At 67.8% G+C, this 16,474-nt stretch carries 21 protein-coding genes; 10 read left to right on the top strand and 11 right to left on the bottom strand.

The window, feature by feature from the left end:
• The first annotated feature begins 12 nt into the window (after positions 1 to 12).
• Together DMC61_RS03750 and DMC61_RS03745 are read left to right on the top strand one after the other, a co-directional pair.
• On the top strand, positions 13 to 909 hold the full coding sequence (locus DMC61_RS03750; RefSeq protein ID WP_125686793.1) for an ABC transporter ATP-binding protein: 897 nt from the start codon (positions 13 to 15) through the stop codon (positions 907 to 909).
• Positions 906 to 2,540 (top strand): ABC transporter permease, encoded by a 1,635-nt coding sequence (locus tag DMC61_RS03745; protein ID WP_125686791.1) that lies wholly within the window; start codon positions 906 to 908, stop codon positions 2,538 to 2,540. Before DMC61_RS03750 ends, DMC61_RS03745 begins: the two co-directional genes overlap by 4 nt.
• Positions 2,541 to 2,584: 44 nt before the next feature.
• Here DMC61_RS03745 and DMC61_RS03740 read toward each other — a convergent pair whose 3' ends face one another.
• The 6 genes from DMC61_RS03740 to DMC61_RS03715 form a co-directional block, all read right to left on the bottom strand.
• The gene (locus tag DMC61_RS03740) at positions 2,585 to 2,965 is read right to left on the bottom strand and encodes a hypothetical protein (RefSeq protein ID WP_125686788.1); all 381 of its coding nucleotides are present in this window, start codon (positions 2,963 to 2,965) and stop codon (positions 2,585 to 2,587) included.
• Positions 2,966 to 3,000: 35 nt separating this feature from the next.
• Entirely contained in the window at positions 3,001 to 3,312 is a 312-nt protein-coding gene (locus DMC61_RS03735; RefSeq protein ID WP_125686786.1) for a hypothetical protein, read from the bottom strand.
• 53 nt (positions 3,313 to 3,365) lie between these two features.
• Positions 3,366 to 3,923, bottom strand: coding sequence for a TetR/AcrR family transcriptional regulator (locus tag DMC61_RS03730; protein ID WP_125686784.1), 558 nt, complete (start codon positions 3,921 to 3,923; stop codon positions 3,366 to 3,368).
• Positions 3,924 to 3,986: 63 nt separating this feature from the next.
• On the bottom strand, positions 3,987 to 4,772 hold the full coding sequence (locus DMC61_RS03725) for a metal-dependent hydrolase (protein WP_037336001.1): 786 nt from the start codon (positions 4,770 to 4,772) through the stop codon (positions 3,987 to 3,989).
• A 54-nt stretch (positions 4,773 to 4,826) separates the two neighbouring features.
• Positions 4,827 to 5,180 (bottom strand): STAS domain-containing protein, encoded by a 354-nt coding sequence (locus DMC61_RS03720; RefSeq protein WP_016330770.1) that lies wholly within the window; start codon positions 5,178 to 5,180, stop codon positions 4,827 to 4,829.
• Between the two features lie 214 nt (positions 5,181 to 5,394).
• Positions 5,395 to 5,703 (bottom strand): WhiB family transcriptional regulator, encoded by a 309-nt coding sequence (locus tag DMC61_RS03715; RefSeq protein ID WP_037315146.1) that lies wholly within the window; start codon positions 5,701 to 5,703, stop codon positions 5,395 to 5,397.
• Positions 5,704 to 5,839: 136 nt separating this feature from the next.
• On the opposite strand from DMC61_RS03715, the gene DMC61_RS03710 reads away from it, so the two are divergent.
• The 3 genes from DMC61_RS03710 to DMC61_RS03700 all read left to right on the top strand — a co-directional run bounded on the left by DMC61_RS03710 (position 5,840) and on the right by DMC61_RS03700 (position 7,529).
• Entirely contained in the window at positions 5,840 to 6,256 is a 417-nt protein-coding gene (locus DMC61_RS03710) for an anti-sigma factor (RefSeq protein WP_016330768.1), read from the top strand.
• On the top strand, positions 6,253 to 7,026 hold the full coding sequence (locus DMC61_RS03705; RefSeq protein WP_125686782.1) for a SigB/SigF/SigG family RNA polymerase sigma factor: 774 nt from the start codon (positions 6,253 to 6,255) through the stop codon (positions 7,024 to 7,026). The genes DMC61_RS03710 and DMC61_RS03705 overlap by 4 nt, the downstream gene beginning before the upstream one ends.
• Positions 7,027 to 7,103: 77 nt before the next feature.
• Complete coding sequence (locus DMC61_RS03700; RefSeq protein WP_063277263.1) at positions 7,104 to 7,529, top strand: ATP-binding protein; 426 nt, start codon at positions 7,104 to 7,106, stop codon at positions 7,527 to 7,529.
• On the opposite strand, the gene DMC61_RS03695 is transcribed toward DMC61_RS03700, so the two are convergent.
• On the bottom strand, positions 7,498 to 7,974 hold the full coding sequence (locus tag DMC61_RS03695; RefSeq protein WP_125686780.1) for a MarR family transcriptional regulator: 477 nt from the start codon (positions 7,972 to 7,974) through the stop codon (positions 7,498 to 7,500). The two genes, DMC61_RS03700 and DMC61_RS03695, sit on opposite strands and share 32 nt — an antisense overlap.
• A gap of 55 nt (positions 7,975 to 8,029) precedes the next feature.
• On the opposite strand from DMC61_RS03695, the gene DMC61_RS03690 reads away from it, so the two are divergent.
• Positions 8,030 to 8,665 (top strand): nitroreductase family protein, encoded by a 636-nt coding sequence (locus DMC61_RS03690; RefSeq protein WP_125686778.1) that lies wholly within the window; start codon positions 8,030 to 8,032, stop codon positions 8,663 to 8,665.
• Here the strand turns inward: DMC61_RS03690 and DMC61_RS03685 are convergent.
• Both DMC61_RS03685 and DMC61_RS03680 read right to left on the bottom strand, forming a co-directional pair.
• Positions 8,643 to 9,299: an alpha/beta fold hydrolase gene (locus DMC61_RS03685; protein ID WP_125686776.1), complete on the bottom strand. Its 657-nt coding sequence runs from the start codon at positions 9,297 to 9,299 to the stop codon at positions 8,643 to 8,645. The genes DMC61_RS03690 and DMC61_RS03685 overlap by 23 nt on opposite strands.
• Positions 9,300 to 9,327: 28 nt before the next feature.
• Entirely contained in the window at positions 9,328 to 9,984 is a 657-nt protein-coding gene (locus DMC61_RS03680; protein ID WP_370456386.1) for an HNH endonuclease family protein, read from the bottom strand.
• 177 nt (positions 9,985 to 10,161) lie between these two features.
• Between DMC61_RS03680 and DMC61_RS03675 the strand changes: the two genes are divergently transcribed.
• Complete coding sequence (locus DMC61_RS03675) at positions 10,162 to 11,154, top strand: tetratricopeptide repeat protein (RefSeq protein ID WP_125686772.1); 993 nt, start codon at positions 10,162 to 10,164, stop codon at positions 11,152 to 11,154.
• Here DMC61_RS03675 and DMC61_RS03670 read toward each other — a convergent pair.
• Together DMC61_RS03670 and DMC61_RS03665 are read right to left on the bottom strand one after the other, a co-directional pair.
• The gene (locus DMC61_RS03670; RefSeq protein ID WP_016330760.1) at positions 11,151 to 12,044 is read right to left on the bottom strand and encodes an SWIM zinc finger domain-containing protein; all 894 of its coding nucleotides are present in this window, start codon (positions 12,042 to 12,044) and stop codon (positions 11,151 to 11,153) included. The genes DMC61_RS03675 and DMC61_RS03670 overlap by 4 nt on opposite strands.
• A gap of 4 nt (positions 12,045 to 12,048) precedes the next feature.
• A complete protein-coding gene (locus DMC61_RS03665) occupies positions 12,049 to 12,717 on the bottom strand; it encodes an SDR family oxidoreductase (RefSeq protein WP_125686770.1) in 669 nt (222 codons plus the stop codon).
• A gap of 47 nt (positions 12,718 to 12,764) precedes the next feature.
• On the opposite strand from DMC61_RS03665, the gene DMC61_RS03660 reads away from it, so the two are divergent.
• The 3 genes from DMC61_RS03660 (at position 12,765) to DMC61_RS03650 (ending at position 16,443) form a co-directional block, all read left to right on the top strand.
• Entirely contained in the window at positions 12,765 to 13,322 is a 558-nt protein-coding gene (locus tag DMC61_RS03660) for a TetR/AcrR family transcriptional regulator (protein WP_125686768.1), read from the top strand.
• Between the two features lie 244 nt (positions 13,323 to 13,566).
• Positions 13,567 to 15,903, top strand: a complete 2,337-nt coding sequence (locus tag DMC61_RS03655; RefSeq protein ID WP_125686766.1) for a hypothetical protein — start codon at positions 13,567 to 13,569, stop codon at positions 15,901 to 15,903.
• A 117-nt stretch (positions 15,904 to 16,020) separates the two neighbouring features.
• A complete protein-coding gene (locus tag DMC61_RS03650) occupies positions 16,021 to 16,443 on the top strand; it encodes a very short patch repair endonuclease (RefSeq protein WP_255431472.1) in 423 nt (140 codons plus the stop codon).
• Positions 16,444 to 16,474: the final 31 nt, after the last annotated feature.

Genomic DNA, 16,474 nt, shown 5'->3' with positions numbered 1-16,474 from the left:
ACCTTCAGCTTCATGGAAAACGCCATCTCCATCTCCGGCCTCCACAAATCCTTCGGCCGGACCAAGGCTTTGGACGGCCTTGACCTGCAGGTACCCGCTGGGGAGGTGCACGGCTTCCTCGGCCCGAACGGCGCGGGGAAGTCGACCACCGTCCGGGTCCTGCTCGGTCTGCTCCACGCGGACTCGGGCGACGTCCGCCTGCTCGGCGGCGACCCCTGGAAGGACGCGGCGAGCCTGCACCGGCGCCTCGCCTACGTCCCCGGCGACGTGAACCTCTGGCCCAACCTTTCCGGCGGCGAGGTGATCGATCTGCTGGGGCGGCTGCGGGGCGGGCTCGACCAGCGCCGCCGCAAGGACCTCGTCGAACGCTTCGACCTCGACCCCAAGAAGAAGGGGCGCACCTACTCCAAGGGCAACCGGCAGAAGGTCGCGATCGTGGCCGCGCTGGCCTCGCACGTGGACCTGCTGATCCTCGACGAGCCGACCTCCGGCCTCGACCCGCTGATGGAGGCCACCTTCCAGTACGCGATCCAGGAGGAGCGCGAGCAGGGCCGCACGGTGCTGCTGTCGAGCCACATCCTGGCCGAGGTCGAGGCGCTCTGCGACAAGGTCAGCATCATCCGCAACGGGCACACCGTCGAGACCGGCACGCTGGCCGAGCTCCGGCACCTCACCAGGACGTCGATCTCGGCCGAACTCGCCGGTCCGCCGAACGGCCTCACGAAACTCCAGAACATCCACGACCTCAAGGTCGAGGGCAACCGCGTCCGTTTCGACGTCGAAACCCGCTCCCTCGACGAAGCGCTGCGGCAGCTCACCCAGGTCGGCGTCCGCAGCCTGACCAGCCAGCCGCCGACGCTGGAGGAGCTGTTCCTCCGCCACTACACCACCGAAGCGAGCGCGAAATGACCGCGACGCTGGACCGTCCCGTGGCCACCGGGCCGGCGCACGGACTGGTCGGCACCTGGCAGCTGACCAGGCTGGCGCTGCGGCGGGACCGGATCGTCCTGCCGATCTGGATCGTCCTGCTCGGGATCATGCCCTCGACGTCGTCGGGCACGTTCGAAACCCTGTACCCGACGGCCGCCGAACGGGCCGGGCTCACCGCGAGCATGGGCGCGAACCCGTCGCTTTCGCTGATCTACGGCCCGGCCTTCGACCTCTCGACCGCGGGCGGGTTCACCGCGTGGCGGCTCGGCGGTTTCCTCGCCCTGGTCATCGGGCTGATGGCGGTTTTCACCGTCACCCGGCACACCAGGGCCGAGGAGGACTCGGGACGCGCGGAACTGCTGGCCTCCGCGGTGGTCGGCCGGTACGCCCTGCTGACCGCGGGCGTGCTGGTGTCCGCCGGGGCGAGTGTCCTCATCGGACTCGTCGAAGCCGCGCTGATGATCGGCGCGAAGCTGCCCGTCGAAGGCTCGCTCGCGCTCGGTGCCGCCACTGCGGTGACCGGGCTGGTCTTCACGGCGATCGCGGCGGTCGCCGTCCAGGTCGCCGAGTATTCGAGGACGGCCAACGGGATCGGCGCAACCGCCGTCGGGGTCGCGTTCCTGCTGCGCGCGGTCGGCGACTCGACCTCCGACGCGAACTGGGTTTCGTGGCTGTCCCCGATCGGGTGGGCGCAACGGATCCGGCCGTTCGCCGACGAGCGGTGGTGGGTGCTCCTGCTGCCGCTGGCCGCGACCGTGGTCGTCGGCGCCGCCGGGTACGCGCTGCTCCCGCGGCGCGACGTCGGCACCGGCATCGTCCCGCCGCGGCCCGGACCCGCCGAAGCCGCGGCATCCCTGCGTAGCCCGTTCGCGCTGGCGTGGCGGCTGCACCGGGGTCCGCTGATCGGCTGGCTGATCGGCACGGCGGTCTGCGCCGCGGTGTTCGGCTCGGTGGCGAGCGGGATCGGCGACGTCGTCGGGGAAAGCCAGCAGGCGAAGGAGATCTTCCAGCGCCTCGGCGGCACGGACGGATTGATCGACGCCTTCATGGCGGCGATGAGCGGCCTGTTCGCCATGGTCGTCGCGCTGTACGGGGTGCAGGCCGCGTTGCGGCTCCGCGCCGAGGAGTCCGCGGTGCGGGTCGAGCCGCTGCTCGCGACGGGCGTGGGCAGGCTGCGGCTGCTGGGGAGCCATCTCGTGTTCGCGTTCGGCGGCACGGCGCTGATGATGGTCGTCAGCGGTGTCCTTTTAGGACTTTCGAACGGGATGCGGTCCGGCGGTGTCGGCGACGCGGTCGGCGACATGGTGGTCGCGTCGCTCGCGCAGCTTCCGGCGGTGTGGGTGATCACCGGCCTCGCCGTGACGCTCTTCGGCCTGGCGCCGAAGTTCACGACGGCGGCGTGGGCGATCGCCGGGCTGGCGTTGCTGCTCAGCCTGTTCGGCCCGGTGCTGAACCTGCCGCAGGCGATCGTGGACGCCTCACCGTTCTCGCATGTTCCGAAGCTGCCCGCCGCGGAGTTCACCGCGACACCGCTGGTCTGGCTGACCGGGGTGGCCGTGGTCGCGCTCGTGGCCGGGCTCATGGGCTGGCGGCGTCGCGACGTCGGCTAGCCACAGGGGAAACCGTGAAGGCCGCCCGCCGGGGAGGGCGGCCTTCACGGTACTTGCCGTACTCCGCCATCGGGCGTCACGACCAGTTTCGCGGTCGGCACGCCGCCTCCGCACGCCTCGCCCGCCGGATAGGCGATCACCGGGGTCACGTCGAGGACGTGGGGTTTCCCGTCGTCGAGGGTCACCGTGGTCCGGACCGGCGTGGTCGGCAGGCCCCGGGTCGGGACGAAGACGTGCTCGCCACCGGGCGCGGATTCGGTCACGCAGGTACCGGCCCAGCACAACTCCAGCGACACCCGGGTGACTTCGGGTGGGACGTCGAGGGAGATCCCCTCCGACAGGGCGATGGCCGGACATGCCTTCTCACCGGGACCGCACGCGGTCAAAGCCGCGAGCAGGAGCAGGAAAACGGGTAGTCGCCGCATACCGGGCAGACGAGGCGAAGGCCGCCCTGGTTGCATCAGTCGCTTCGGAATCCTGTGGTCGTACTGGGCGGAAGCGCCGTCGAGGTCGGTGAGGGTGTCACGGTCCTGGTCACCGTGCGCGGCACCGGCGTCCTGGTGCGGGTGACGACGAGCGGCTCCGGGGTGCTCGCCGGCACGGTCACCGTGACCGGTCCGACCGAACGGGAGGTCGAGGTCGGGGCCGGGGTCGTGCCGACTTCGTAGACGCGGCGCTGCGGCTCGCGGCCGGCCACCAAGAGCGCGGCGACGAGCAACCCGGTCGCGATGCCCGCGATGGCCGCGACCACGACGGAACCCTGGCTCGACATCCGGCACCCCCTCGCCATGCGAAGCGCAGGTACGGGGACTACTCGCGTTGATCTTACGTTTTGTTACGCAACGTGCGCAATCCGTCGACAATGATCCGCACGAGATGCCGCTCTTCGAGTGAGTACCGCTCGGCCGCGAGGCAACCGGCGATCAGGGCGCGCAGGTCGTCGCCGTCGATGTCCTCGCGGACCGCGCCCGCGGCCTGTGCCCGGGTCAGCAGCGCCTGTGTCGCCGAGCGGAACTCGTCGCCCGCGCCCGCCTTGAAACCCAGTCCGGTCGTTTCGGCGAGCGCGTCGCAGAGGGCCCGGTTGCGGGACGCCTGCTGGACGACGCGTCTGAAGAAGTCGAAGAAGGCTTCACCGGGGTCTTCGGCGGCCAAGAGCTCGCGGGCTTCTCCCGCGAACTGCTCGAGACGGTCCACGACGACGGCCTGGAAGAGCGCTTCCTTGCTGGGGAAATGCCGGTAGACGGTGCCCGCGCCGACACCGGCGATGCGGGCGATCTCGTCGAGGGGGACGGCCAGGCCGTCGACGGCGAAGGCCTCCTCGGCGGCCGCGAGCACCTTCGCGCGGTTGCGGCGCGCGTCGGCGCGCAGCACGGGCTTGTCCACTGTTCCCCCTCCTCAACCGGGTCCGGCGTTCCGATTCAACGCCGACGGTGACGAGGGCATTCCTCACTGCACCGCGGTCTGCGTCCCGTCCGGCGTGAGCAGGCCCTGGACCGTGGTGAACAGGTACTCCCAGACACCCGGGATCAGCACCACCGCGGCGACCGCGAACACCGGGAAGATCAGCCGGTTCTCCACCTTCTTGCCGGTGCGGAACCGCAGCGGCTTCGGCGGCCGGATCTCGTACCAGGTCTCGCCCGCGATCGGGATCGGGAACAGGAACGGGCAGCCGGACTCGGTCAGCGCGTCCCCGAGGCAGTGCACGAAACATCCGGCCGCGACGGCGATGCCGAGCCAGCCGGAGATCTCCGCGAGCTGCGCCGCCTTGTCCGGCGGGGCGGTCCACACCCACCACCCGACGGCGGCGCCGCTGACCGGCAGGAGCCAGTCGCCGAGCGCGCCTTCCGCGAGCAGCAGGCCGAGGACGACGACGCCGAACACGGCCCATGGCCCGCCCTCGGTGGTCCCCCAGGAGGTCAGGAAGCCGAGGCCGACGGCGAACAGGACGGTGTGCGAGAGATGCCGGTGCTTACCGGTGACCTTCTCGTCCCGAGGCCCCTTGGTCAGCGCGTAGAGCCCCGCCGAAACGCGGCGAAGCACCCAGGAGATCGCGCCGGTGAACCAGCCGAGCAGCTTCGACGCGCGAGCGCCCGGATGGTCGAGATCGGGAAGGAGGGCGAACCCCGCCGTGGTCGCCGCGAAGACGACCGCCTGGTGCACCGTGCCCGCTCCGACGGCAGGTGCGAGCGCGAGGCCCGCGCACCACCCCGTCAGGGCATGCGTCCGCCCCATCATCTTGCCGCCCCCAGGTGTCGCGGATCACGAGCCCACGACCGTAGCGGGGGATCAGGCGGGGGGCTCCTCCGACACGCTGAGGTGCTCGGCGACGCCGGTGAGCTCGATCACGCGGCTCACCTGGGGGCTGGGCACCAGTTCGAGTTCGACCGCCTTCTCGGCGGCCTGGCGCTGCGCCTGGAGCACCACGTTCAGCGCCGAAGAGTCGAAGAAGGTCACGCCGGTCAGGTCGGCGACCACCCGGCCCGACGGTTTGTCCGTGATCAGGGCCCCGAGGGTCTCCTGAAGCTGCGGGCTCGTCAGCAGGTCGAGCTCACCGGTGACCACCACACGCGGTTCAGACGCGTCGGCGTCCAGCGTGATGCTGAAACCGGGCGGCGTGGTGTTCTGGTCCGCTGCGGGCATGCACATTCTCCTCATCAGGTGAGAACCGACGCTCAGCGCCGGAACGCGCCTGTGGTCTCAAGCGACGGCCGCGCCCAGTCCGGACACGGACGCACGCTCTTCTTCGGCGGGTAGGCGTGGCTGTCCCCGCAACGACAGTCCCAACCCTAACCCAGTACGGACGGGGCGCCACGATCGCCGTCGTGCGCGTCGCCGACCGGTGCGCGGGGCGCGCTCAATGCGCGGTCAAGGCCTTGCGCCCGGCGCGGCGTTCACGGAGGAACAGCTCGCGGCGCTCGATCTCGCCGAGACCACCCCAGATGCCGTACGGCTCCTGCACCGCGAGCGCGTGCTTGCGGCACTGCGCCAGCACGGGGCAGGTCTGGCAGATGGCCTTGGCCCGCGATTCGCGCCGCTCACGGGCCGATCCGCGTTCGTTGTCCGTGTGGAAGAACAAGCTGCTGTCCGCGCCTCGGCACGACCCACGGAGCTGCCAGTCCCACTCTTCCGCCACCACGTTCGGCAGCCGGCTCACGTCAGCCATGTCGGTCCCCGCCTTCCAAGGAGATCGTTTGTCGCGGGTTACATGCCCGCCCCCTGCACGGCTCAAACGTGGGTTTGGTTTGCTCACACCAAGGGCATCTGACGGAGCGGCAGCGCAGCTCGAGAGAGGAACACACGTGGTGGACAACACCCCGCCCGGCGGGGAGGGCGCTCAACTCATCGAGGTACGCACGGCCGCGGTACCGCACGTGGTACCGACCCTCCGGACGATCGTCGCGGATATCGCGATGCGCCAGGACTTCGATCTGGACGCCGTCGAAGATCTCCGGATGGCGGTGGACGAGGCCTGCTCGATGCTGCTCCCGTCGGCCGCCGACGGCCATCTGACCTGCGTCTTCTCGTGGAAGGACGGGCGGATCGAGGTGACCGTGTCGGTGCTTTCGGACTCCCCGGAACCCGACGACGAGACGGGTCTGTCCTGGCAGCTGCTCACCGCGCTGGCGACGTCCGCGCGGCGGAGTGTCACCCCGGCCGACGGCGGCTACCTGTCCAGGGTCGAGCTCATCCGGGAGAGCGAGGCGGCCCGGCCGTGACCGAACCCGTCGAGCAAGACGGCGCGGATGTCCCGGTCCTGTTCGAGCGCATGTGCGCGCTGCCCCCGAACTCCCCCGAGCGCGAGGCGCTGCGGGACGAGCTGGTGCGCGCGCACCTCGAACTCGCGCGCAATCTGGCGCGCAAGTTCCGCAACCGGGACGAGTCGATGGAGGATCTGGTCCAGATCGCGACGATCGGGCTGATCCACGCCGTCGACCGGTTCGACCCGGGCCAGGGCAGCGACTTCCTGGCCTTCGCGGTCCCCACCATCTCCGGCGAGCTGCGACACCACTTCCGCGACAACAGCTGGTCGGTCCGGGTGCCGCGGCGGCTCAAGGAGCTGAACGCGAACATCTCGGCCGCCCGTGAGGAGCTGACCGTCCGGCTCTCGCGCGCGCCGAAGCCCAGTGAGATCGCCGGGCATCTCGGCGTGCCGATCGACGAGGTCTACGAGGGTCTCCGCGCCGGTCAAGGCCGGTACGGGGCCTCGCTGGACAACCTCCTGGAGAACTCGGCGCACACCCGCTTCGGCGAGGCGGACGCCAATCTGAGCCAGGCGGAGCTGCGCGAGGCGCTGCGGCCGATGCTGGAACGCCTGCCCGATCGCGAGCGCAAGATCGTCGCGCTGCGGTTCGGGTCCGGGATGAGCCAGTCGGACATCGCGCGCCGTGTCGGTGTATCCCAGATGCAGGTGTCGAGATTGCTGGCCGCCACACTCAAGAAAATGCGTGAAGGACTGACCGAGACCGAACTCACCGACGGAGTCTGATTCGACCTCGGCCCTTGTGGGTATCAGGGAGGCGAACAGCGGATCTGGGAGTCTCTCGTGAGGGGAGGTGCGGAACCATGACGATGTCCAAGACGCGATCGGAGGGCTCGTTGCCGGTGGTCTCCCTGCCCCTGCCGGTCGACGTGACGGCCCCCGCCGTCGCGCGACAGGCCGTGCGGGCGACCCTCGGGAGCCTCGGCCTCGACGGGCCGGCGGTCGACGACGTCCTCCTGGCCACCTCCGAGCTCGTCACGAATGCCTTCGAGCATGGGGAGAAGCCGGACAGGCTCGAGGTCGAGTACTCCGGTGGAAGGCTCACCCTGCGGGTCTTCGACTCGGGGACGAACCGGCCGAAGCTGAAGGAGCCGTCGCCGATGGCGGCGCGCAGCCGCGGTCTTCAGCTGGTGCACGCGTTGTCCGAAGACTGGGGACACGAACTCTGCTCAGGCGGGAAGTACGTCTGGGCCGTGTTCAATCTTGATCGAGCCGACGCTTCAGCTTGAGCGCGGCGTCCGTTTCGGCGATGCGTTCCCGAAGCGGTTTCCGTTCCAACGCCTCGACGGCGGCGACCAGTACCTCCCTGAGCGGGTACGGCAGTTCGGCTTCCAGCTGGGCGGCCGCGGCGCTGGTCGCCGCCCATTCCGCTTCCAGCGTGGGCATCAGACTTCGGGTCTTCTCGGTCAGCGAGACGATCCTCTGCCGGGCGTCGGTCCCCGGCCGGAGCGAGACGAGGTCCTGACGCGCCATCTGCGCGATCGTCTGGCTGGCCGCGGAATGGGTGACGCCGACTTCGGCGGCGAGGTCGCGGATGGGCAGCGGCCCGTGCGCGACGATCGCGCGGACGAACGGGGTGAACCGGGGCCGGTAGTCCCCCAGCCCGATGTCCTCGAAGAACGCGGAGACGTCCGCCTCGGTCACGTCGAGGACGTGCCTGAGCAAAGTGCCCATCCCTCGTTCGCGCGGCGGCCTCCCCACCAGCGGATCATAACGACATACTTCTGGGATGACGCCCGAAGAGCTGCTGACGACCACCCGGACCGTCCGCAAACGACTGGACCTGACCCGGCCGGTGCCTCTCGAACTGGTCAAACACGCCCTGCAGGTCGCGCTGCAGGCGCCGAGCGGGTCGAACACGCAGCACTGGCACTGGCTGGTGATCACCGATCCCGGCCAGCGGGCCGAACTCGGCAAGCTCTATCAGCGGGCGTGCCGCGAGTACCTGGATTCCCCTCGGGCGGCGGGAAAGCTGTTCGCGGACGACCCGGAGCGGTCGAAGGTGCAGAAGCGCGTCGGCTCCAGCGTCGAGTACCTCGCCGACAAGATGGGCGAGGTGCCCGTGCACGTCATCCCCTGCCTGGAGACGAACAGCGCGGAACTGCCCGCCGGGAACCAGGCCGGGCTGTGGGGCAACCTGCTGCCTGCGGTGTGGAGCTACATGCTCGCGGCGCGGGCGGTCACGCTCGGCACGGCGTGGACGACGCTGCACCTCGCGTACGAGAAGGAGGCCGCGGAGATCCTCGGCCTGCCGGAGAACGTGCACCAGGCCGCGCTCATCCCGACGGCGTTCTACACCGGGGACACCTTCAAGCCCGCCGCGCGTCAGCCGCTCGACGACGTCATGCGGCTGGATCGCTGGTGAGATAGGACTCCAGCCGGTCCGCCAGTTCCTTGGGGTGGCTCAAGGGCACGGAGTGGGAGCCGTCGATCTCGTCGGGCGCGAACCCGAGCCTGTCCTGGACGACCCGGCGCTGGAACTCAGGCGTGAAGAAGCGGTCTTCGCGCGCGATGAGGACCTTCGTCGGGACGTCCGGCCACTTGTCCAGCGGCCACGGCTCTCCCCATTCGGCGCTGACCTGGTTCCGGCCGTGCGAGCCCGCCTCCGCGACGATGTCCGCGGGGACGCCGTTGAAGAACTTCTCCTCGTCGGTGAGGCCGGGGGTGTCCTCGAAACCCGTGGCGCCCCACCAGTCCCCCGGCGACTCGCCCGGCTTCGGGACCATCGGCGTCAACAGCACGAGCAGCCGCGACGAAAGCTTCTCGGCCACCAACGGCGCGGTGAAACCGCCGTAGGAATGGCCGAGCACGACCAGATCCCCGCGATCGCCGATGGCGTCCACGACGGCTTCGACGTGTTCTGCGAAGCCTGCCTTCTCGTCGTCGATCGGCAGGTTCACCGCGACGACGTCGTGCCCGCGTCCGGTCAGTTCCGCCTCGAGGAGGTGGAAGTCCCAGGCGCTGCCGCCACCGCCGTGGATCAGTACGAAGGTCGCCATGGCCACAGCCAACCCGAAACCGGGGAGATCAGCAACGACCGAGCATGTCGCTGAGCGCGTTCTTCTCCGCTGTCGTGATCGTGAGGCCGTAGTAGTGCTTCACGGTGATCCAGTCGGTGGCGTAGGTGCACCAGAACGAGACGAGCGGGGGCTTCCACTGGTCCGGCGCCTTGTCGCTCTTCTCCTGGTTGACGTTGTCGGTGACGGCGAACAGCTGCGGCCGGGTCAGGTCGTTCGCGAACTGGCGCCGCTTCTCGTCGGTCCACGACTTCGCGCCGCTGACCCAGCTTTGCGCGAGCGGCACCATGTGGTCGATGTCGATGTCGGTCGGTTTGGTCCAGGTCTCGCCGTCGTAGACGCTCGTCCAGCTGCCGGAGGTCGGGGCGCAGTCGGAACCGGCCTTGACGTCCTTGCCGTCGCGTTTGAGCACGAACTCGCGGGTGTTGCAGTTGTTCCCCTGGTTGTCCCAGTGCGGGTACTTCTTGCGGTCGTAGCCGTCCATCGAACCGCGCGGGGCGACGGTGAGTTCGTCCAGCTGCTTGCGTGCGTCGGCCGCGCTCGCGGGGTTCGCGGGGTTCGCGGGCTTCGGCTGCAACGCGTCGCCCTTGCCGCTCACGAACCAGAACACCGCGAGCACGACGGCGGCGAGGGTGATCAGCAGGAGCAACCGCTGAGCCGTGGTCATCTGGCTGGTACGCGTGGCCACCGCGCGGTTTCCTCTCGACGGGGATGGGGAGCGCCAAGTATCGCCGCGCGGCGCGGGGAAACCGCGCGCGACACGACGATGACACCCGGTAGTTGTTGTCACATCGGGGCCCTGAGCAGCGACTACCCCAGGGACGCTGCCGGAAGGAGCGGGCTTGTGGGCGCCGAAAAACGTAAGTGGAACACCCGGGTCGACGACTATCTGAACCGGAAGGCCGCGGAACGCGGGCACGTGATCGCCATGGCACGTATGGGATCCACCGCGCTGGAGCGTGGCGATCTCGACGAGGCGGAGACGTGGTTCCGCAAGGCCGCCGAGGGCGGGGACAGGGTCGCGATGGGCAACCTGGCGCACCTCCTGAACGAACGCGGCGTGCCGGAACAGGCCGAACGCTGGTATCGCGAAGCCGCGACCGCCGGTGATTCGCATGCCATGTCGCATCTGGGAAATCTCTGCGCGCGCCGAGGGGATCGGGAGGCCGCGGAGGACTGGTGGCGCCGGGCCGCTGCCGAGGGCCGCGTCGAGTCGATGGCCGAGCTCGCGCGGTCCAGGCACCGCAGTGGTGATCTCGAAGAGGCCGAGTACTGGGCGGGCGAGGCCGCCGAGGCGGGCAACGTCGAAGGCATGATCACGCTCGGCGCCGTGCTATGCGACACCGGCCGGACGTCCGAAGCGGATCCCTGGTGGCGCAAGGCGAGCGAAGAGGCCGACGCGGCGTCGCTGATCAAACTCGGCCACCAGGCCCAGCAACGAGGCGACCTCGCGCGTGCCGAAAGCTACTTCCACGCGGCCGCGGCCGCCGGCGCCCCCGACGCCGCCGTCCGCCTCGGCCTGGTGCTGCACCGCCGCGGCGAACTCGACGCCGCCGAGCGCTGGTATCTCAAGGCGGCCAAACGGGGCGACGCCGCCGCGATGACGAACCTGGGCGTGCTGGCCAACGACCGCAACGATCCCGGCGAGGCCACCGCCTGGTACCGGAAGGCCGCGGAACTCGGCAGTGTTCCCGCGTACACCAACCTCGGCAGGCTGGCCGCCGACCACGGGAACTTCCAGGAGGCCGAACACTGGTTCCGCGCGGCCGCCGACACCGGCGACCAGGCGGGACGACGGGACCTGGAGGAGCTGTACCGCAACCGGCAGCGGTATTAGGCCTTCCAGTTCCGCATCGCCGCGAACCCCTCGCGCAGCCGCTGGAGCTTGCGGCTGCGGTACGGGTCCTCGCCGTCGTCGAGCCGCCACCGCTCCTCGACGCCGGCGCGGAACACCGCGAGCCCCTCGAACCCGAGGCCCGCGGTGAAGTCCGCGATGTTCACGTCGATCCGGCCGGAACCGTCGAGATCCAGCCGTAGCAACCACTCCGCGAGCTCCTTGGGCTCCGGTGGCGTGTCCGCGCAGGCTTCCGCGTACAGCGCGAGCGCGCCCGAGACCTCGGAGCCGAGCGCGCCGAAGGAGTCCTCGACGAAGTCCAGCGCCTCCACCACCAGTTCGATGACGAGGCACAGCAGCGGCCCGTCCATGAGTTCCCTGACGGTGGCGAGCACCTCGCGCACCTTCTCGGTGTACGCGACCGTGCCCTGGAAGCCGACGAAACCGCGCAACCGCAACGTTCCCTCGACATGACGGCGCAACGCGTCGAGGTCGCCGCGGCCGGCCTTGAGCGAGAGTTTGCGGAACAGGACCGGGTCCTCGTTCGCGTGCCCGACGAGCAGTTCGACCAGCTCGTCGCGGTCGAGCGTCTCGACGTACCCGCGGATGTCGGCCGCGCCGCCGTCCGCCACCCCTTCGAGGACCAGCAGCCCGACGGCCACGCAGTGCTTGCAGAAGAAGCCGTCCGCCGCGTGCGGGCAGGAGCACTCGCCGACGAGCTCGCCGTCGACGTTGCGCAACCGGACCGTGTACCGGTCGGTGCCGCTGACCACGGCCGTCACCCCGCCCGCGACGTCGTCCAGCGTCTCGACCGACTCCCGGTATTTGGCGCCGCGCGCGAACGAGACGTCACCGGCCTGCCTGCGGAGTTCGTCCTCGCTGAACCACGTCACCGGCCTATTCTGCGCCTTGGCCCGGAGGACCGAGGAACAACCCGCCGCTCGCGTCGAGGACCTGCCCGGTCACCCACCGGGCGTCGTCGGAAACGAGGAACGCGACCACGTCCGCGATGTCCTCCGCGGCGCCGAGCCTTCGGTGCGCGGTGAGCGTCGTGATGGCCGCCTCCAGCTCCGGTGTGAAGATCTCGCCGTTGTCCGCGGTCCTGGTGGCGCCCGGCGCGACGACGTTGACCGTGATGCCGCGGGGCCCGAGCTGGTGGGCGAGGGTGCGGCTCATCGTCTCGAGCGCACCCTTGGTCATCGCGAAGGAGGTCTGCGCCGGGTTGGCCATCCTGGTGGCGACCGACGAGACGTTGACGATGCGGCCGCCGTCGTTCAGCGGTGCCCGTTGGATGAGGAAGTACGGCGCTTTGACGTTCACCGCCATCAGGTGGTCGAAGCCCTCGGGCGTGTCGGTCTCGATCGGCCCTCGCGGCGCGGCCGCCGCGTTGTTGACCAGGATGTCCAGGCTGTCGATGCCCTCGAGGGCTTTGTCGACTCCCTCCATGGTCGACAAGTCACCCTTGGTGCTGTCGTGTCTCAGGACTTCGATGCCGTCCCTTTCGAGCCGCCGCGCGATCGCCGCCCCGATCCCCCGCGACGCCCCGGTCACCAATGCCGTCTTCATCGCTCACCCCAGATGTTAGTGACTAACACTTTGATAGTGTCTACCACGTGAGCCTCCGAGACCGCCAGCGTGCCGAAACCCGGCTCGCTGTCCAGACGCACGCGATCCGCCTCTTCACCGACGTCGGCTACGACGCGACCACCGTCGCCGACGTCGCCGCGGCCGCCGGCGTCTCGGCGATGACGGTCTACCGGCACTTCCCGACGAAGGAGGACCTGGTCCTCTACGACGAATACGACCCCGTGACCGCTTCCGCCGTCGCTGCCGCGCCTACTGGCCCCTTGCCCGCGCGGATCGGACACGCGCTCTCGGAGACAGCCGCTCACGGGTCCTCGGCGGAAAAGGCGTTCCTGCTGGCGCGGCTGCGACTGATGATCTCGGTGCCGGCGCTGCGGGCGCGGCATCTGGACAGCCAGTACGCGACGGCCGATGCGATCGTGGCCGCTCTCGGTTGCTCTCCCGATGAGGAGTTTCGGGTGCGGGCTACGGCTATGGCGTGCCTTGGGGCGGCGCATGTGGCGCTGCTTCAGTGGGCGGAGACGGACGGGGAGGCGAATCTGGCGGGGTTGATCCGGGAGACGCTGACCAGCGTCTTTGGGGACTAGTCGCAAGCCCAGCCCGCGTCACGCCCGAACTGCGAGGAAGCGCGAAGTTTCCTGCGAGCGAATGCTCGTTCTCACTTGCGCGAACTGCGTCGAGTCTCCGCTCAGATGAGCGGTACTCCAGACTGAAGTGACGAACTCGCAACAAAATCACGGTCAAATGTTTCGATGCGTAACGCAAGCACCGCGATGCTCGACCTTACGAATCGACCAGCAACAAGATCGCGAGGCTTAGAAGGACACCGCCGTGCACGAACCCCACACTCTCATCCACAAGGCGCTGAACGCGAAGACTCTAGTTGACGCGGAACAGCTTCAGCACATGTTGATTTCGAGCTTGGGAGCAGAGCACAGACGTCCGATCGGTGATCGCGAAGCCAATCTCGGTCTGATGAGTCAGTCCGGAAGTTACGACTTGAAGCTGATCGAACTCGCCACGAACATGCAGGACAGCGTCCTCGAACGTCTCGCGCTGGAAAGGTTTTCAACCCCGGAGCGTGTTCCTTACAAGACGCCCCACGAAGCAGCCGAAAACCTCCTCAAGGACGTTCCCGCCGAAGAAAGAGCAGATTTAGCGCGAGTGATCTTCGAGAACTCCGACTCCGACGGCGCCACGAAGACAAAACGACTCACCGCGATCTTTCGAGACCTTGGTTCAGGACTGACACCGGAACAGGTTCCGACCACCATCTTCCAACTGGGCGGAAGCCTGAAAGACGATCGCTTGTGGCAGCTCGGCGCGTTCGGCATGGGCGGCGCAATGACGTATCGCAATGCGGACGCCGTAGTATTGGTGACTCGCCGACACCCCCACCTTCTCCCCGCAGACTGCGAGGACCGAATCAGCATCTCGGTGGTTCTATGGCACACGAAGACGAAGGGCAGGAGCGCCTACTATCTCGTCGATGAGCCGTGGGGTAAACCAGGCGACGCCGGGGTTCCATGGTCGTGTCCTGCCGACGAGTTCCCTGACTTTCGTCCGGGCACGCACATCGCTCTAATTTCCTACGGCGTGGAAGGTATTTACCGAACAAGAGAAGGCGACGAGCGCACCTTCGACACGGTCGCCAATACTCGACTCTTCAATCCGGTCATGCCAATCATCTTCACGAACAAGACGACACGCGGTCGCAACACCACTCTCAGAGGATTGCGCGTAAGGCTCGACAACAGGTCGATCAAGGACACGCCGCGACAGGATGAGGTTCTTCCGTTTCATCACAGCGGCAAGACATACCACCTTCCAGTCAAATATTACCTCTTCGGCGACGAGCGAAAGGAAGGCGGGCGCGACAAGTTCGTGGCCAAGGATCATGTCGTCACGTTCACGAGCAACGGTCAGGTCCACCACTGCTGGAACAGGCAAGACTTCCGAAACCGGACCGGCTTGACCAGGTTGTCCGACCGCGTGTTCGTCACCGTCGACACCGACGCCCTACCTATCGACCTTCGCACTTCACTCTTCACGCCGGACCGCTCACAGATGGTGCAGAATCCTGCAGCCCTGAGGCTAGAAGAAGCAGTGGCTGCCTTCCTGAAGGATTGGGAGGCCTTGCAGGAGGCAAATAGCAAGCTTATTCGCGAGGCTCTCCGGGGCAGTGATCGACCGACACTGGACATCGCACGACGGATCAGCAGGGCCGTTGCCGCAAGGGGATTCCGCGTCGGCGGAGATCCGGGAACCAGCGGCGATGGGCCCGGGGCGGGAAAATCGGGTGGAACACGCGGCGGACGACCGAAGTCGATCGAACAACACAACGACCCAACTCGAATCGACGGCCCTGCCGCCGCCAGGGCGGAAATCGGTCACACCAGGTTTCTCACCTTCACTGTTGACGTAGTCGACGAATTCTGGAATAGCCGCGGAAGCCTGCAGGTCGAGTGCGATCACGAGGGCATCGGCCCGAATGAGATCACGATCGGCAAGGGTCGAAATGGGCGCGTTCGCATCTCCCTCGCTGTCCCGGACACATCCAGGGAAGGCACCGAGGAGCTACGGGTCATACTCGAGGATTGGCACCGAGCCGCAGGCGGCCCGGGGCCGACACTGGTGCACACTTGCAAACTGGAACTCACGGACTCAATTCCAGGTCGCGGCACGGGATCCGGGAAGTCGACCGGCGCGGGCAGTGGCAGCAAGGGCGCCACAGCAGGAGATCACGTCGCAGTCAAGTGGACATCCCATGAACGTGAAACCGGCTGGAGCAAGATAACTGTCGGGGAAGTCATTGATATCAAGGCATCGGATTTGGCCAATGAGATCGAGGACTACAAGGATCTTGCAGTCCTTGGCGACACGACGATTCCCACAGTTCTCCTGAACGAGGATTACACGTCCTATAAGAGCTACCTTCATGGGAGAAGCAAGAAGCTGACCGAACTGGCACAGGTGCAGGATCGTTATGCCACAGGTGTAGGCGTCGAGCTTCTGCTGCTTCATCAAGAAGTCGAGGCTCAGGCAAAAGCAGGCAAGAACATCGAGCAAAACTTCCTCGCAAGCGCACAGGAAGCAGGCGCACGCGCCGTGCTTTCCATAATGCCTGCCTTCGACGAGCTGGCCAAGCAGGCCGGCCTGGAAGAGTGATCTTCCAGGCGCCGCGCACATTCGACCCGCATGTTCGCAGGCACCTCGGTGCCACTTCTTGACGGTCGTTCTCATCCCGACCCGAACCGATCGCCGAGAGGTTGCCAGACTGGCGAAGTGGAGCGACTCAAGACAACCCCCGAGACGAGCACTCGGATGAGCAAGCAGCGGTCACGCGACACGAGGATCGAAGTAGAGCTACGCCGCGCCCTGCACGCTGCCGGACTGCGATTCCGCATCCACCGACGTCCGGTCAAGGGCGTGCGCCGCGAGGCTGACATCGTGTTCGGTCCGGCTCGAGTCGCCGTATTCGTCGACGGATGCTTCTGGCACGGTTGCCCCGAACACGCGACATGGCCCAAGACGAATCCCGACTTCTGGCGAACCAAGATCGAGACGAACCGTAGGCGAGACCTCGACACGGACCGAAAGTTCGCCGAAGCAGGATGGCTGGTCGTCCGCATCTGGGAACACGAGCCAGTGGCCTCCGCCAGTGCCAAGATCCACGAGGCGGTCCGGCTGCGTCGTTCGAGCACCTGACCAGCCGAAAGAGTTGCCGTCAAGCGACATT

This window comes from Amycolatopsis sp. WAC 04169, assembly GCF_003947535.1.
GTDB classification, from domain to species: domain Bacteria; phylum Actinomycetota; class Actinomycetes; order Mycobacteriales; family Pseudonocardiaceae; genus Amycolatopsis; species Amycolatopsis keratiniphila.
The sequence above is the reverse complement of the archived record's forward strand: the minus strand, read 5'-3'. Positions and strand labels throughout refer to the sequence as shown.

What these genes read in the sequence shown, in the direction of transcription:
- DMC61_RS03750 (WP_125686793.1), top strand. Translation starts at nt 13, where the DNA reads ATGGAAAACGCCATCTCCATCTCCGGCCTCCACAAATCCTTCGGCCGG.
- DMC61_RS03745 (WP_125686791.1), top strand. Translation starts at nt 906, where the DNA reads ATGACCGCGACGCTGGACCGTCCCGTGGCCACCGGGCCGGCGCACGGA.
- DMC61_RS03715 (WP_037315146.1), bottom strand. Translation starts at nt 5,703, where the DNA reads ATGGCTGACGTGAGCCGGCTGCCGAACGTGGTGGCGGAAGAGTGGGAC.
- DMC61_RS03740 (WP_125686788.1), bottom strand. Translation starts at nt 2,965, where the DNA reads ATGCGGCGACTACCCGTTTTCCTGCTCCTGCTCGCGGCTTTGACCGCG.
- DMC61_RS03690 (WP_125686778.1), top strand. Translation starts at nt 8,030, where the DNA reads ATGACGCCCGAAGAGCTGCTGACGACCACCCGGACCGTCCGCAAACGA.
- DMC61_RS03685 (WP_125686776.1), bottom strand. Translation starts at nt 9,299, where the DNA reads ATGGCGACCTTCGTACTGATCCACGGCGGTGGCGGCAGCGCCTGGGAC.
- DMC61_RS03720 (WP_016330770.1), bottom strand. Translation starts at nt 5,180, where the DNA reads ATGCCCGCAGCGGACCAGAACACCACGCCGCCCGGTTTCAGCATCACG.
- DMC61_RS03735 (WP_125686786.1), bottom strand. Translation starts at nt 3,312, where the DNA reads ATGTCGAGCCAGGGTTCCGTCGTGGTCGCGGCCATCGCGGGCATCGCG.
- DMC61_RS03695 (WP_125686780.1), bottom strand. Translation starts at nt 7,974, where the DNA reads ATGGGCACTTTGCTCAGGCACGTCCTCGACGTGACCGAGGCGGACGTC.
- DMC61_RS03665 (WP_125686770.1), bottom strand. Translation starts at nt 12,717, where the DNA reads ATGAAGACGGCATTGGTGACCGGGGCGTCGCGGGGGATCGGGGCGGCG.
- DMC61_RS03725 (WP_037336001.1), bottom strand. Translation starts at nt 4,772, where the DNA reads ATGGGGCGGACGCATGCCCTGACGGGGTGGTGCGCGGGCCTCGCGCTC.
- DMC61_RS03680 (WP_370456386.1), bottom strand. Translation starts at nt 9,984, where the DNA reads ATGACCACGGCTCAGCGGTTGCTCCTGCTGATCACCCTCGCCGCCGTC.
- DMC61_RS03700 (WP_063277263.1), top strand. Translation starts at nt 7,104, where the DNA reads ATGACGATGTCCAAGACGCGATCGGAGGGCTCGTTGCCGGTGGTCTCC.